This is a genomic window from Streptomyces sp. NRRL F-6676 (genome assembly GCF_000725625.1).
GTDB lineage: Bacteria > Actinomycetota > Actinomycetes > Streptomycetales > Streptomycetaceae > Streptomyces.
The window spans coordinates 28,182-41,649 of record NZ_JOHS01000039.1 but is presented as its reverse complement, the minus strand read 5'-3'; the positions used below and the strand labels follow the sequence as shown (position 1 = coordinate 41,649).

General features: G+C 67.7%; 12 protein-coding genes. 8 read left to right on the top strand and 4 right to left on the bottom strand.

The annotated features are described in order from the left end of the window. Positions 1-32 precede the first annotated feature (32 nt). The 4 genes from IO29_RS22450 to IO29_RS22440 all read left to right on the top strand — a co-directional run bounded on the left by IO29_RS22450 (position 33) and on the right by IO29_RS22440 (position 4,640). Positions 33-449, top strand: a complete 417-nt coding sequence (locus IO29_RS22450; RefSeq protein WP_030381295.1) for a hypothetical protein — start codon at positions 33-35, stop codon at positions 447-449. A 20-nt stretch (positions 450-469) separates the two neighbouring features. Then, positions 470-2,740, top strand: coding sequence for a hypothetical protein (locus IO29_RS22445; RefSeq protein ID WP_030381296.1), 2,271 nt, complete (start codon positions 470-472; stop codon positions 2,738-2,740). Further along, positions 2,737-3,366 (top strand): hypothetical protein, encoded by a 630-nt coding sequence (locus tag IO29_RS38605; protein ID WP_158709365.1) that lies wholly within the window; start codon positions 2,737-2,739, stop codon positions 3,364-3,366. Before IO29_RS22445 ends, IO29_RS38605 begins: the two co-directional genes overlap by 4 nt. A gap of 656 nt (positions 3,367-4,022) precedes the next feature. Next, positions 4,023-4,640 (top strand): hypothetical protein, encoded by a 618-nt coding sequence (locus IO29_RS22440; RefSeq protein WP_030381297.1) that lies wholly within the window; start codon positions 4,023-4,025, stop codon positions 4,638-4,640. Between the two features lie 73 nt (positions 4,641-4,713). Here IO29_RS22440 and IO29_RS22435 read toward each other — a convergent pair whose 3' ends face one another. Together IO29_RS22435 and IO29_RS22430 are read right to left on the bottom strand one after the other, a co-directional pair. Then, complete coding sequence (locus IO29_RS22435; protein WP_030381298.1) at positions 4,714-5,025, bottom strand: WXG100 family type VII secretion target; 312 nt, start codon at positions 5,023-5,025, stop codon at positions 4,714-4,716. Between the two features lie 31 nt (positions 5,026-5,056). After that, positions 5,057-5,395 carry a WXG100 family type VII secretion target gene (locus IO29_RS22430; RefSeq protein WP_030381299.1) on the bottom strand — a complete coding sequence of 113 codons (339 nt, stop codon included), beginning with the start codon at positions 5,393-5,395 and terminating at the stop codon, positions 5,057-5,059. 355 nt (positions 5,396-5,750) lie between these two features. Here IO29_RS22430 and IO29_RS22425 point away from each other — a divergent pair, with 355 nt between their 5' ends. Beyond that, positions 5,751-6,089 carry a DUF397 domain-containing protein gene (locus IO29_RS22425; RefSeq protein WP_051707849.1) on the top strand — a complete coding sequence of 113 codons (339 nt, stop codon included), beginning with the start codon at positions 5,751-5,753 and terminating at the stop codon, positions 6,087-6,089. 94 nt (positions 6,090-6,183) lie between these two features. On the opposite strand, the gene mycP is transcribed toward IO29_RS22425, so the two are convergent. Together mycP and eccB are read right to left on the bottom strand one after the other, a co-directional pair. Further along, complete coding sequence (gene mycP, locus IO29_RS22420; RefSeq protein ID WP_033226227.1) at positions 6,184-7,410, bottom strand: type VII secretion-associated serine protease mycosin; 1,227 nt, start codon at positions 7,408-7,410, stop codon at positions 6,184-6,186. A 72-nt stretch (positions 7,411-7,482) separates the two neighbouring features. Then, positions 7,483-9,030: a type VII secretion protein EccB gene (gene eccB, locus IO29_RS22415; RefSeq protein ID WP_030381302.1), complete on the bottom strand. Its 1,548-nt coding sequence runs from the start codon at positions 9,028-9,030 to the stop codon at positions 7,483-7,485. A gap of 333 nt (positions 9,031-9,363) precedes the next feature. Between eccB and eccE the strand changes: the two genes are divergently transcribed. From eccE to IO29_RS22400, 3 genes are all read left to right on the top strand, one after another. Beyond that, a complete protein-coding gene (eccE, locus tag IO29_RS22410; protein ID WP_078618401.1) occupies positions 9,364-10,560 on the top strand; it encodes a type VII secretion protein EccE in 1,197 nt (398 codons plus the stop codon). Positions 10,561-10,811: 251 nt separating this feature from the next. Beyond that, complete coding sequence (locus IO29_RS22405; RefSeq protein WP_030381304.1) at positions 10,812-11,603, top strand: hypothetical protein; 792 nt, start codon at positions 10,812-10,814, stop codon at positions 11,601-11,603. Between the two features lie 297 nt (positions 11,604-11,900). Further along, positions 11,901-13,406 (top strand): outer membrane protein assembly factor BamB family protein, encoded by a 1,506-nt coding sequence (locus IO29_RS22400; protein ID WP_234307593.1) that lies wholly within the window; start codon positions 11,901-11,903, stop codon positions 13,404-13,406. Positions 13,407-13,468: the final 62 nt, after the last annotated feature.

Genomic DNA, 13,468 nt, shown 5'->3' with positions numbered 1-13,468 from the left:
AGCAGCTTTCAGTGACAGTCGGGAGGACAGCCATGTCGTTCGATGAGATGTGGGGCCAGGCCCGGAGCAGTGCCGCGGCCCGCCAGCACAGCAGCATGCAGTTGAACCAACTGCCTTCGGATCCCGGAGGAAGTACCCCCGGGAAAAAACTCGTCGCAGATTCAGGGTTCCTCCGAAACCGGGCGAAGAATGCAGGCACCGTACGCGATGATTTCGCGAAGGTCGACAATGACGCCATGAAGCAGACCGATCAGGTTGGCGGCAGCCTGAAGGGTTTCAAGTCAGGTCCAGCTTTCTCAACGTTCCTCACCAGGTGGCGCAGCCAGATGAAATACGTCGAAGGACTGCTCGCGAACGACATTACAGTCGCCTTGCACTCCAGCGCGAATGACTACGCAGCGCGCGAGCAAAAAGAGAAGGCACGTCACAGCAGCGAGAAACTCAAGTGATCTGAACTGGACGGGGACTCATGCTGGACTACCAGACTCTTTTGCATGCCGACTTCACCGAACTGTCTGAGGTGGTGACCAAGTGGAGCAAGCTGCCTGAAGGATTCAAAAAGGTTCACACTCAATACACGAATACCGTTGAGAAGGACCTGGAGGGTTCTGACTGGAAAGGGGAGGGCGCCACCGCCGCCCTGAAGAAGGTGCAGCTCGTTGGAAAGCAGATCATAGCTGCATCGGACGAGGCACAGGACGTACACAAGATACTCGATGATGCTCACGAGATCTTCACCCGATCACAGAAGAAGCTGAAGGACCTCAGACACGACATCGAGTCGGATAAATATCTCTCGATCAAAGCCGATGGCGAGGTCTATTTCGACCCCCCGCACGATACTCCTACTGAGCACATTGCGGCGCTGAACAAGGGATACCAGGAAACCCTGCAGGCTTATCGAAGCAGTATCCGGTCAGCGATCGATACCGCCCAGGAAACGGACGAGACGCTGCACTGGGCGCTGAGCCAGGATTACAACGGTCGGAATAAGGGATTCAACCCGAAGGAATACAGCAGTATCGCCGACGCCAAGAAGGGGCGTGAGCAGGCGGACAAGGATCTCACGGAGCTCGAAAATCTGACCGGAGACAAGGGAAAGCTGGGCCTGGCATCAGCCAACGACTCATTGGACCCCGCGACGCTTCGCCGCATCAACGCTCTTATGTCTCGCCACGAGGGCGATCCCTATTTCGCCGAGAAGTTCGCGACTCACCTGGGTGGCAAGGGGACCTTGGAGTTGTGGACGCGTATCGCCGACAGAGTGCAAACCGGCGATGACCAGACGAAGGCGTCGGCAGCCATCCAGAAGTCTCTGAGCTTCACCCTGGCGACCGCGTCGCACTCCGACAGCGCCGCGATGGACCGCTGGAAGCACGAAGTCATCGCCGAGGGCGGCAAGCAGATCAACTACCTCGACAGAGGAAGAGGCGTCCTTCAGAACGGTCCATACGGGTTCCAGGTAATGAGTAGCCTGATGCGCTACGGAAGTTACGACAAGGACTTCCTCGACGATTACGGACAGAAACTCATCGGGTTCGAGAAGTCTCACAAGGACGAGGAGCCGAACGATCTCTGGCGGGCGGACGGGGACAGCGCGCCCTACCTGAACTTCGGATCAGGAAGTGATCAGGGTGTCGATCCCATGGCAGGCTACATGGAGGCGTTGGGGCATAACCCGGACGCCGCGAAAGACTTGTTCTACTCAAAGGACTGGGACAACGACAGGAAACTAGATCCCGACCTGCAATATCTGCTGAAAGATCGCAAATGGCCAGACGGGAACCCCTTCGCGAAGGATCACAGGGGCTTCGGCTATGACGAACTGGGGCACGCCTTGGAGGCTGCAACACTTGGAAAGCCATACGACGCCCCCGACGAAGAGCTGCACCGTGACGACACAACCGCAAATATTATGGAGCAGGTAGTCGTAACCGTGTCCGATGACATGGGTTTCGTTGACGACAAACCTGGCATCGGCAACAGTCTCGCCCGGATGGGGGCGGGGTACATGGACGACCTCAACTGGGCGACGATTGACGAGGGGGGGCGTGGGTCGATCGAGGGACGCGACGATCTATACAACCACGACGGCGAAGGTCACCTCGACCTCAAACAAGCAACCGCCAGCCATTTCCTGTACAACGTTGCCCAAGGGGACAGCGGCTACAAGATCTTGTCATCTGCGCAGCACGCGTTCACCCTTGGCGCTCTGGAAACAAACGGGAACTCTTCGAGCGATATCCACAAGCTCCTCAACAATGGCGGCTACGTGCACGGAATCCTGGACGAAGCGCGCATCTCATACCTCGATAAGCAGTACGGAGACAAAACCGACGAAATCAACGATAAGCTCGGGGAATCAGCTGGGTGGAAGAAATTCGGGGTCAGTCAAGGAATTGGACTGGCAACAGGTCTCGCACTCCTACCTGTGGGAGGTCCTGGGGTCTCGGCAGCTGCAGCATTCGTGGTACCCGCTCTAGTCGAGGGAGCGACAGGTGCCATAGAAACGCAATGGGGGAACGAGATCGATCAGGAGACGAAAGAGAAGGAAGCTGACCTCTCCAACAAGAACCGTATGACCGTCACTCGTTTCAGCAATCTCGGGCAACTTCGAGCGATGACACCCGCCTTGCTCTACATGAAAGAACATGGCGGTCACGACTACACAGACGATGTCCTGAACGCGTACGATCGCGGCGCCAATGTCTCGGACCGCACAGACGGAGGTCGTCGATGATCCAGCATCGAGCTCTTCTTGCCGGCGGGATGCTTGTTCTTCTTGCGTGCACTGGATGCGGAGGTGATGAATCTGCGCACGGAGGTGACGCTCTGAAACACGCATGCGACGGTGTCCTGGACTCCGCCGCGATCAAGGAGGCGAGTAAAAGCGATAAATTCAGCCGCCTGCACGACGTCTCCAAGTCGGAGTCTCACGCCTCCGCCGCGAAGACACTCATCAAGGAAGATCACGCCGCCTTCGTCTGTGATATTGGCATTGACGACGCACCGCCTGGCGGAAACCACGGCCTGTCAATAAAATTCGCACCCAACGTCGGCCACCTGTTCTCGGAAGAAGAGAATAAAAGTTATAGCTCCTACAAAGCTTACAAGCTCGGGGGAGGCTCTCAGGCAACTATCGAGTCGGGGAGCGCTGACGTTTACTTCACGTGCAAGAGATCGGACACTACAGATCCGATGACCGTTACCGGAACGCTCGTCAACGACCTTGACCTGTCCGAAGAAGCAAGGTTGCGGATTATATTCCGGTCCTCCCTGAAGATGGTAAAGCTACTAAAGTGTGCCAACGCCATCAAATTCCCGGCGCCCGAGACGATGAAGCCTCTTCCTATGGACAAGGACTGACCGCAGTGGTCAGCGTCGGATGAGGGCGAGGCTGGTGACCAGTGTGGCTGTTTTTCTGTTTTTTGCTTACTGCCCTTCTGGTCTGTCTCGCTCTCGCCGATCAGCCTCGGCTCTACTGGCGGTCCGCTGCCTGGTGGTTTCGGGATCCTGCGGCGCATGAGCCGTCGGATGCCGCCTTCGCCTGGAACGTAGGGTGTTGTTCGTCGGGGCCGCGGTGCTGGTGTCCCAGGGGTGTAGTGCGCTGGGCGTTGCGGACGAGTTCCCGTGGAACGGGGAGGAGTTGCGGCGGGCCGTCGTGTGGGTGGCGGTTACACCTGGTACGAGCATTTCGCGCCGGCCGCCCGGCTGGGCAAGGCATGCAGTGTGCTGTTGCCCGTGGATGACATGCTCGCCGCGACCAGGGTCGCCTCTCGCTTCGATGGGCGGGATCTGGGGTTGAGCAGCCATCCGTTCGACGGTTCGACCTCGGTGAGTGAGCCTGCGGGGCTGCCCGTGACCTGTCGGGCCAACGGCATCGCCGTCGCCGTCGAGACGTCCGCGGGCAGCGAGGACCCCTTCGTCAGCGACAACGGCTTCGCCGGGACGTCCGTGTCCTGCCCGTTCCGCTCGGGCAGGGGTGGTCGGGTTACCTCGCCGAAGAGGACGACCGGCTGGATGTGTCCGTTCTGTTGGACTGCGAGAACTGGGGGCCCGAGCGGGGCAGCGGGATCCTGGTGAGCCTCGATGCGTCCGTGGACGGCGTCGGTGGCGTAGAGCGGGCGCGGTTCGCGCGGATCGCCACCCGGACCGCCGCGAAGGCGGCCGGGAAGACCGGGTGCGAAGCCGCCTCCGGCAGTCGTATCGAGCGTGCCGAGGGGACTTCGGCCGTCTCCCGGGTCCGCGGCCGCCGGGCGCGGGGCACCTGCGCCGGCACGGGGTTTCAGGCCACCGTGACCGAGACGCCTGCACATATCTCGCCCGTCGAGGTCTGTCTGCTCGGGGACGTTCTGCGGCTGACCGTCGCCTATGGCGCGTTCGGCAACGTCGAGCATGTCAACGGGCGTGGGCCCTATGCCGGTTTCGACGAGCCGGCCGGGGGCGAGGGGCTCGTCGTCTGGGGGACGGCCACCTGTGCGGGCGCGCAGGGCACCGCCCTGTACACCGCCACGCCCGTCCGGGGATCAAGCCGCAGTTTCGTGTCCCGGCCGCTGACCGGGCGGGAACGCACGGACCTGAGGCAGTTCGCCACTCGGTCCGCCGTCCGGCATCACTGCGGGACGCCCGTGCTGCCCTGAGGCGTCTGTGGGACGGCCGGTGCAGGGGAGACCGCCCGGCGGCGGCCTCCCCTGCCGTACGGCTAGGGTCCGTTCAGCCCATCAGCATGCGGAAGCGGGCCGCGTTGCCCTTGTCCGTGTCCTGGTAGCCGATGACCGACTCGTCGAGCAGCTGGGCGATGCGGGCCAGCTTCTGGGACATCTGGTCCATCTGCTCGCCGCTGTCCCGCTGGATCTCGACGTAGGCCGTCTTCGCCTCGCCCTCCCAGGTCTCGGCCACTGCCTTGACCCGGCGCATGAGGGTCTCGAGCTGCTCGGACAGGTTCTTGGCCGTGTTGCGGACGTCGACGGCGGCCTGGGTGACCGTGTCGTAGTTGACCGCTGTGCGGTCGGCGCCGAAGCTCATGGTGCGTCTCTCCTCGTGAAGGGCGGGCGGGTCAGGCGAGGTCCGTGATGCGGCTGGTGACCTGGTAGGAGTTGTCCACCTTCCGGATGTGGGAGATGCGCTCCTGCTCCTGGTCGGTGAAGCCGCCGACACTCGCCCGCATCGCCTCCTCCAGGTCGACGAGGTCGTCCTGGAGCTTCTTGAGGTTCCTGTTCACACCCTGCTGGACGGTGTCGAACTCCTTGCCCGCCGCTCCCTTCCAGCCGGCCTGGATCATGTCCACCACACGGTTGAGCGAGGTGACCCGCTCGCTGACCTGGTGGTGGAAGTCACGGATGTCATTGGCCAGTCCCGTGAGCGCGTGTGCGCTGAGATCAACGCCCGAAGCCATAGGTTCTTGCCCTCCCTCTTGCAGCGGCGGCGACCTTCACCACCGCGACGGGTTCGCCGGAGCTCGTGAGCCCGGCTCTCCTGGCGGGCAAGACATGCCGCATCCCGCGCGACGCGCGGTCGCAGCGTCGCACCGCCCCCGTGCGATACCACACGTGTGATATCCGCAGCCACTCTAGTCACTGGGCAGGGTCCTTCCAACTGCAAAGACGGGACAGGGGAGTTCCTTCGGCCAGTACCGTGACCAGTACTGTGACCGGCACGGTGTTCACCACTCGGAAGACCTGGAAAGACCCGGGAAGCCCCGGAAAGAAAACCCGGAAAGACCTGGACGACTCGGAAGGGGTCACTGCGGCATGACTGAGACGGCTGAGGAGATCAAGGCGCGCAAGGAGCGCGAGCGGGACGAGCTGTACGCCCTCGACATCTCCGGCGTCGAGTGGCACTGCGCGCCCGGTACCGAGGAGCACGAGGAGCGCGTCGAGATCGCCTATCTGCCCGACGGTGCCGTGGCCATGCGGTCCTCGCTCGACCCCGACACCGTGCTGCGGTACACGGAGGCCGAATGGCGGGCCTTCGTCCTCGGCGCGCGGGACGGCGAGTTCGACCTGGAGCCCGCGGCGCACAACGGCGGGCTCACGGCGGTGCAGGGGGACGAGCCGGCGGCGCAGAGGGACGAGCCGGCGGCGCCGTGACGCGTCGGCGGGACGGCCTCACCCGAAGGCGTACCTCCGGTTCCAGTGTGCCGCCTCACGCCGAAGGCGTACCTCCGGTCCCAGCGTGCCCGCCTCACCCTGACGGGTGCCTCCGGCGCCGCCGTACGTCCCGCGCGACGACCGCCGACCCCGTGATGAGCGTCGCCAGGACGACGGTCGCGCCGACGGCATAGACAGCGTACCGCCGGTCGCGCTCCTCGGGGGTCTCCGCGAGAAAGAACGGTGCCACATCGGGGGCGGGCCGGCCGGTGGGGCCGGGGTCGGGGGACGGGGTGGACGGCGGATCGGCGAGGTCCGACTCCTGGACGGCGCGGACGGGGTCGACGACGCCCCAGCCGACGAAATTGTCGTGGCCGTTGACGACACGCTCGGCCGTCTGTTCGATCTGGGTGATGATCTGGGCCGGGGTCCAGTCGCGGTGCTTCTCCTTCAGGAGGGCGGCGACGCCCGCGACGAACGGGGCGGAGAAACTGGTGCCGCTGTCGGCGCACTGGCCACCGCCGGGGACCGTGGAGACGATGTCCACGCCGGGTGCGGCCACGCCGACGAACGAACCCGCCTGCGAGAAAGACGCGCGTTCGTTGTTGCGGTCGGAGGAGGCCACGGCCAGGACGCCCGCGAAGGCGGCCGGATAGGTGGCCTTGGCCTTGCCGTCCAGGCCGTCGTTGCCCGCCGAGGCGACCACGACGACGCCCTTGCCGATCGCCTCGCGCACCGCCCGCGCCAGGTCCGAGGTGGCCGAAAGCGGCTTGGTGGTGTCCTGGGAGATGTTGATGACGTCGGCGCCGCGGGAGACGGCGTAGCTGATCGCCTGGGCCATGGTGTCCGAATCGCCGCTGCTGTCGGCGTCGTTCTGCCGGATGGGGATGATCGTGGCGTTGGGCGCGAGACCGACGAAGCCCGTGCCCTCGCGGGGGCGGGCCGCGATGATGCCGGCGACCTTCGTGCCGTGGCCCACCTCGTCGTCGGTCGGATCGCCGCCCTTCTTCCCGGCCAGGTAGTCGCGGCCGGACGCCTCGTCGACGACCGGTGCGAGCTGCGGGTTCTTGTCGTCGACACCGGTGTCGATGACGGCTACGCGGACACCCTTGCCCTTGTCGGTGCCCTGCCACAGCTGGTCGAGCAGCACGCGCTGGAGGAACCAGGGGGTTCCCTTGATCTGCTTGGCGGGGAACGTGCACGCGCCACTCCCGTCCAGCCGGACCGGCCGCGGGACGGGCGCCGTCCGCGGAGCCGTGCCGGTGCCCAGGGCGGTCAGCAGCACGGCGGCGGTCAGCAGCGTTGCCCTTGTCGGCAGCACTCCCACGGCGCTCCTCGCTCCTCGTGCTTCCTCGTGTCCGTTCCTCATGACCATTCCCGGGGGCGGGACGGCTCACGAACCCTGCGGCTGCCGCGCGCTGTTGGTGTCCAGCCGGGGCCCCTTCGCCAGCAGCTCCGACCAGGCGGCGGGCACCTTGGCGGGCCGGACGTTCTCGTAGCCGAGCTTGACCTGGGCCTCGCTGGGCTCGGGGGTGCCGTCGGAGTTCTTCCCGCCGTCCGCGCCGATCCTCGATGTACGGCTGTCGCTGTCGCCGTTGGCCTGGACGGCGTACCGCAGGCCCGTGTCGGTGATCAGGAAGAGGGCGCCGGCGCCGGTCTCGGTGCCCTGGAACTGGGTGTAGAGCAGACCGGTGCCGGGGGTGACGTAGGTGCTGGTGCCGTCGGCGGTGTTCTCCAGGGGGTAGCCGGTGCCGGCCCAGGTGCTGAGCGTGGTGGTGTTGTCCTCGCCGACGTCGCGCAGCACGCTGCACACCGTGTCGCGGCCCGCGCGGTGCGAACCGGAGTCCGTGGAGGCCGCGGAGACCGAGTTGACCTGCCGGGCCCGCTCGCGGGGCCAGTTCGCGGCCTGTCCGGCGAACGGTTCGGGGGCGGCGGTGAAGTCCTGGAGTCCCACCGTGCGCGCCTGGCCGTTCATGTTCAGCACGGTCGTCTGGGGCGAGGAGATGAGCAGCCAGGCGGTGAACTCGCTGACCGGGCGCACCTCACCGGGAAGGACGACGTAGTACTTGGTGCCCTCGCCGGTCTCGGCCCTGAGGACCATGCCGACCCTGTTCTCCGCGTCCGACAGTCCGCCCGGCACGTGCGCGAGCGTGCCGACGCCGGGAGGCAGCCTCGGGAACCGGATGTCGTCCCCCTCGTGGAGGGTGGCGAGCCATTCCTTGCTGACGAGTTGCGGCGCGCGGGTCCCGACGAGCGCGGTCGTCAACGCGTCGGACTCGTTCCCCGTGACGGCGTACGACGTCCCGTGCGCGTCGACGAGGTAACGGTCGCCGGTGCGGGTGCGGACGTAGAGGACGTCGCCGCCCGAGAGGCGGTGTGCGTCGTCCATCGTGTTCGCGTCCCGCTGCGCCAGGACGAACGTCGCCTGCTGGACGGTCTCGCCCTTGCCGCCGGGTTGTTCGCACACCGCCCAGCGCTTGTCCCGGCCCGCCTCGTCGGCCGAGGGCAGCCGGTCCGGGGCGTAGGGGATGCCGAGGATGGGGCCGCGCGGCAGCTTGCCCGAGTCGAGGATCTTGTCGCCGACCTGGATGACCTCGTAGTCGGCGCCGTTCATCAGCAGGCGTGCGGAGGCGAGGTTGAGGACCGGGTGCAGCCGGGTGGTCTTCCCGGTCTTGAGGACGACGTAACGGGTCGTGGACTGCTTGCCGACGATGACGCGGGTGCCGGGCTTGTCCCAGCCGGAGGGGGCGGTGGGCTGGAACATCCCCCAGGCGCCGAAGGCGGCCAGCGTCAGCGCGCCGGCGACCAGGCTGGGCACCACCGCGCGCAGTGGCCTGGGCGCCCCTTCCTCCGAGCCGGACGGCGAGGGTTGGAGGAAGGAGGCGAGGGTACGCCTCTTCGCGAACGTGTAGGCGTTGAGTTCGTCCCGCCGTGATGCCATGAGTGCCTGTTTCTCCCCCGTTGTCGCACCCGCGGGAAGCCGCCCCCGCCCTGCGATGTCAGACCCGCCCCCTACTATGCATGGTGTCCGTGGGGACTGGTGGAGCGGGTAGGGTACCTGGGCCTTTCCGGGGTTCAAGTGCGGTGTCCGTACCGCCCGGTTGTGAGCAGGCCAGGGGCAGGACGGGGGAATACGGTGAGGGCTTCCGGTACGCGGTCGCGACCGCGCGGGCGCGCGGGTTCGGAGGGGTCCCGGCCGCCGGTGCAGGATCCCTCCCGGCAGTGGCCGGCGGGTTCCGACGGCGTGCGGGCCGGGGAGGTGCCGCAGTTCAGGATGCGGCTCGCCCAGGCCGGGTCGTTCCGGGTGCAACGGCTCGTGCTGCTCGAACTCGCGGTCGCCGTGCTGGTCGTCGGCTGGGTGGTGAGCCCGCTCGCCCTGATGCCGGCCGCGGTCGTCGCGGTGGCGTTGGTACTGCTGGCCGTGGTGCGCCGCAGGGGCCGTTCGCTGCCCGAATGGCTGGTGACCGCGCGCGGGTTGAGGGCGCGGCAGCGGCGGGCGGCGGCCACCGCGATACCGCCCGGCACGGAGCCGGCTCTGGTCCCCGCTCTGGAGTGTGAGCCGGACTTGCGGACGTACTCCTACGGGGTGCGTGATCGGCGGTCGGTCGGGCTGGTCGGGGACGGGACGTTCGTCAGCGCCGTGTTGCAGGTGGAGGCCGGGCCGACGGCGTTGCGGGCCGAGTTGAGCCGGCAGCCGTTGCCGCTCGGGCTGGTGCGGGACGCGCTCGAGGTGGACGGGATACGGCTGGAGTCGGCGCAGATCGTGCTGCACACGCAGCCGGCGCCGGCGCTGCATCTGCCGCAGCAGTCGGTGGCCGTCGCCAACTACCTGCCGTTGCAGCAGCAGTCGGGGACCCCGGCCGTGCGGATCACCTGGATCGCGCTGAAGCTCGATCCGGAGCTGTGTCCGGAGGCCGTGGCCGCGCGCGGGGGCGGACTGGCCGGGGCGCAGAGGTGTGCGGTGCGCGTCGCCGACCACCTGGCCAGCCGGCTGACCGGTGCCGGTTTCCGGGCCACGGTGCTCGACGAGGAGGGGCTGATCGCCGCGCTCGCCACCTCCGCCTGTGCCAATCCGCTGGTGACCGCCGAGGCGGGGCGCGGTACGGCGCGCGAGCGGCGGACACAGGAGTCCGGGCGGAACTGGCGGTGCGACAACCGCCGGCACACGACGTACTGGATGGGACGGTGGCCCCGGCTGGGGGGAGCCGAGTCGCTGCCGCGGTTCCTCGCCCGGGTCACCGCGATACCCGCGCTGGCCACGACGTTCAGCCTCACCCTCGCGCGTGGCGAGCGGCAGGAGGTGTCGCTGTGCGGGCACCTGCGGGTGACCGGGCGCAGTGACGACGAGCTGGTCGCCGCCCGGCGGGCGTTGCAGGACACGGCGCGGCAGGCCGGTGCCGGGCTGGTCCGGCTGGACCGCGAGCAGGTGCCCGGCATGCTGGCCACACTTCCCCTGGGAGGCGCACGGTGACGACTGTTCCGACGCCTCCGGCGGGTGTTCCGATGCCCGCACCGGGTGTCGCGGTACCGCCGCCGGGTGTCGCGGCACCGCCGACGGCCGTTCCCATGCCCTCGTCGGCCGTTCCGCCGCCGGGTGTCGCGATGCCGGGTGTTGCGATGCCGGGCGTTCCGACTGCGGGCGTTCCGACTGCGGGTGCCCCGACTGCGGGTGCCCCGACTGCGGGTGTCCCGATGCCGGGGCCGGTGGCGCCGATGGCGCCGATGGCGCCGGTGCCGGCATCCGCCGTTCCGGACACCGGGACGGCACCCGGTACGGACCCGGCTCGACGGTCCGGGATCGGAGGGTGGCTGCGGCACGGGCTCGGGCGTGGGCTGGTCGGGCCCCGGCACGGGCGTCACTCGCTGCCCGCCCAGGACCTGGACGCCCTGTGTCTGCCCCTCGGGGACGACGGTGTCGTGGCCGGTGTGGACGCCGGGGGCAGGCCGGCCGTGCTGGGCGTCAACAGGCCCACGCCGTACGACGTCGTACTGATCGGCGGGCTGTGGACGGCGCAGGTGCTGGCGCTGCGCACGGCGGCGACGGGCGCGCGGGTGGCCGTGGAGACCGGGCGGCCGCAGGCCTGGGTGCAGATGGTGCACGCCATGGGCGGCGGGCAGAACGGACTCGCCGTGTACGACGTGGGGCGGGTGCCGCCGCAGGGCGCCTCGGCCGGCACTCCGGTGCTGGTGGTGCGGGACTGCGGTATGCGACCGCCGCGCGGGCGGGTGGTGTCCGGGCCGTGGCAGGCGGTGCTGACGCTGTTGCCGTACCTCAGCCCGGTCGCTCCGCGGCTCATACGGCAGGCGCGGCTGGTGGGGGTGCAGCGGGTCTCGCCCGACGAGGCGGCCGAGCTGGGCCGCACCATGGCGCTCCCCCGCTCCGAGACCGACGCGCTGCCCACGCTGCACGACGGCATGACGCTCTGGTGCACCGAGCGCGACCGGCAGTACGTGATGACGCAGCCCACGGATGCCGAGATCGGGCTGCTGGGGACGCCGCGCCGGATGGACTGAGGGGCGGCCGGGCGCCGGCCGTCCGGCAGGCGAGCGGGTGGCCAACGCTCCGCAGTGGGCGGGCGCGGGTGCCTTGACGGCTCCTCCCCCGCCGTCGCCGTACGGTCCGTCGCGTCCGGGCGCCGTGCGTGCGCTGCGTCGGCCTTCGGGCGTTGCGTCGGTCTCCGTGCGCTGCACCGGTCCCCTGCGCTCCACCGGTCCCGTGCGCCCTCGTACTTCAAGCAATGGAAGCAGTGAACGGAAGGATCTTGCTGCGTGAGTTTCGGCCCGCCTCCCTCGATGTACACACAGTCCGCCGTGACGGCGGACGATCAGCGCAAGAAGCGAAGAAGGACGTTCGGCGTGGTCGCGGCCGTCCTGGCCGTCGTGCTCGCCCTGGGGTCCGTGGTGGTCTGGGCCGTGAACGGCTCGTCCTCCGGGAAGGAGCCGGAGAAGGCGGCCGACGCCCCGAGCCGGCTCGACGTCAGGGAGACGGTCGAGAAGCGGCCGGCCAGCGCCACGGGGGCGCTCGCCTTCCGGTTCTCCGCCGACGACATGTCCGCGGGCGAGATGTACGACATGCCGGGCATGTGGGCGACCGACAAGATCCTCGCCAAGGGGATCAACCGGACCCTGCTCGGGTTCAGAATAGGCACCGACTCGGTCGCGGGCGACGAGACCTGGAGCATTCGGTTCGACGGACCGATCTGCGGCACGACGCCCCGGGTCAGCGTCGAGAACCGCACCGCGATCCTCTTCCGGGAGAACGCCGACAAGCACGCCCTGTGCGACCGGGTCGCGTTCGTGGACCTCGACGACGGCGAGACCGTGTGGACGAAGAAGATCCCCCCGGCCAGGGTGAGCGGCAAGCCCGGCGTGCCCGACACCTCCGCCCTCCAGGCGACGCCCAACGTGACCCTGACGCACGCCACGGTGGCCGTCACCTGGGGCAACGGCACGGACGCGTACGCCATGGACGACGGGAAGCGGCTGTGGCGGAACAAGAGCACGGACGCCTGCATGCACATGGGCGCCGGCGGCGGCAAGGCCCTGCTGATACGGCTCGAGTGCCGGGACGACTCCAAGCCCGCGGGCCAGTCGGCGTACCGGATACGGAAGGTCGACGCCCGTACGGGGCACACCGTGTGGACGTACACGGTGGCGAAGAACGTCACGGACGTCCGGCTGGTGTCCAGCGATCCGGCGGTCCTCGCGGTGGCGGCCGGTGACGTCGAGATCACCGATGTCCTCTCGCTCGACGAGCACGGCAAGTACCTGGCCACCATCCGGGTGCAGAAGGGCAAGTATGTCGCCGAGTGCGTCGACGACGTGGGCTATCTCAACGTGGAGAACTGCCCGACGATCGTCGTCGGCGACGGACAGGTCTTCCTGATGAGCGAGGAGCAGGGCGACCTCATCAACAACGCCAACTGGATCGTGGGCTTCGACCTGAAGACCGGGAAGACGGTCAAGAAGTTCGACTCCGGGCGCGACGCGCTGCTGTACCCGCTGCGGATGAGCGGCGACCGGCTGCTGGCGCTGCGCGAGAGCAGCGACCACATCTCCCCCATGGCGCTGATGAGCCTCGATCCGGAGAGCGGCAAGGTGACTCCGTATCTGTACTTCGATCTGCCGTCGGAGGGCTGGACGTTGACCTCGCAGACGTTGAGCGACATCCGCGTCGAGGACGGGCGCGTCTTCTTCGGCTCCAAGACGGCGTCCGGTCCGGAGAAGAAGACGTGGCAGTGGCTGGTGGTCGGCCTGGAGAGCGTCACCCGGCGTGCGGAGTCCCTGCCGATGCCGAAGACGAACCAGGACCGGTGAGTGGGTTTTCCGCCGGTTCATCCGATTCGTTCGGTGTCGGCGGCGGCAGACGGGGGCGGATC

Bases quoted from the DNA above. Each gene is read 5' to 3' on its own strand.
- IO29_RS22450 (WP_030381295.1), top strand. From the start codon at position 33: ATGTCGTTCGATGAGATGTGGGGCCAGGCCCGGAGCAGTGCCGCGGCC.
- IO29_RS22445 (WP_030381296.1), top strand. From the start codon at position 470: ATGCTGGACTACCAGACTCTTTTGCATGCCGACTTCACCGAACTGTCT.
- IO29_RS38605 (WP_158709365.1), top strand. From the start codon at position 2,737: ATGATCCAGCATCGAGCTCTTCTTGCCGGCGGGATGCTTGTTCTTCTT.
- IO29_RS22435 (WP_030381298.1), bottom strand. From the start codon at position 5,025: ATGAGCTTCGGCGCCGACCGCACAGCGGTCAACTACGACACGGTCACC.
- IO29_RS22430 (WP_030381299.1), bottom strand. From the start codon at position 5,395: ATGGCTTCGGGCGTTGATCTCAGCGCACACGCGCTCACGGGACTGGCC.
- IO29_RS22425 (WP_051707849.1), top strand. From the start codon at position 5,751: ATGACTGAGACGGCTGAGGAGATCAAGGCGCGCAAGGAGCGCGAGCGG.
- eccB (WP_030381302.1), bottom strand. From the start codon at position 9,030: ATGGCATCACGGCGGGACGAACTCAACGCCTACACGTTCGCGAAGAGG.
- eccE (WP_078618401.1), top strand. From the start codon at position 9,364: ATGCGGCTCGCCCAGGCCGGGTCGTTCCGGGTGCAACGGCTCGTGCTG.
- IO29_RS22405 (WP_030381304.1), top strand. From the start codon at position 10,812: ATGGCGCCGGTGCCGGCATCCGCCGTTCCGGACACCGGGACGGCACCC.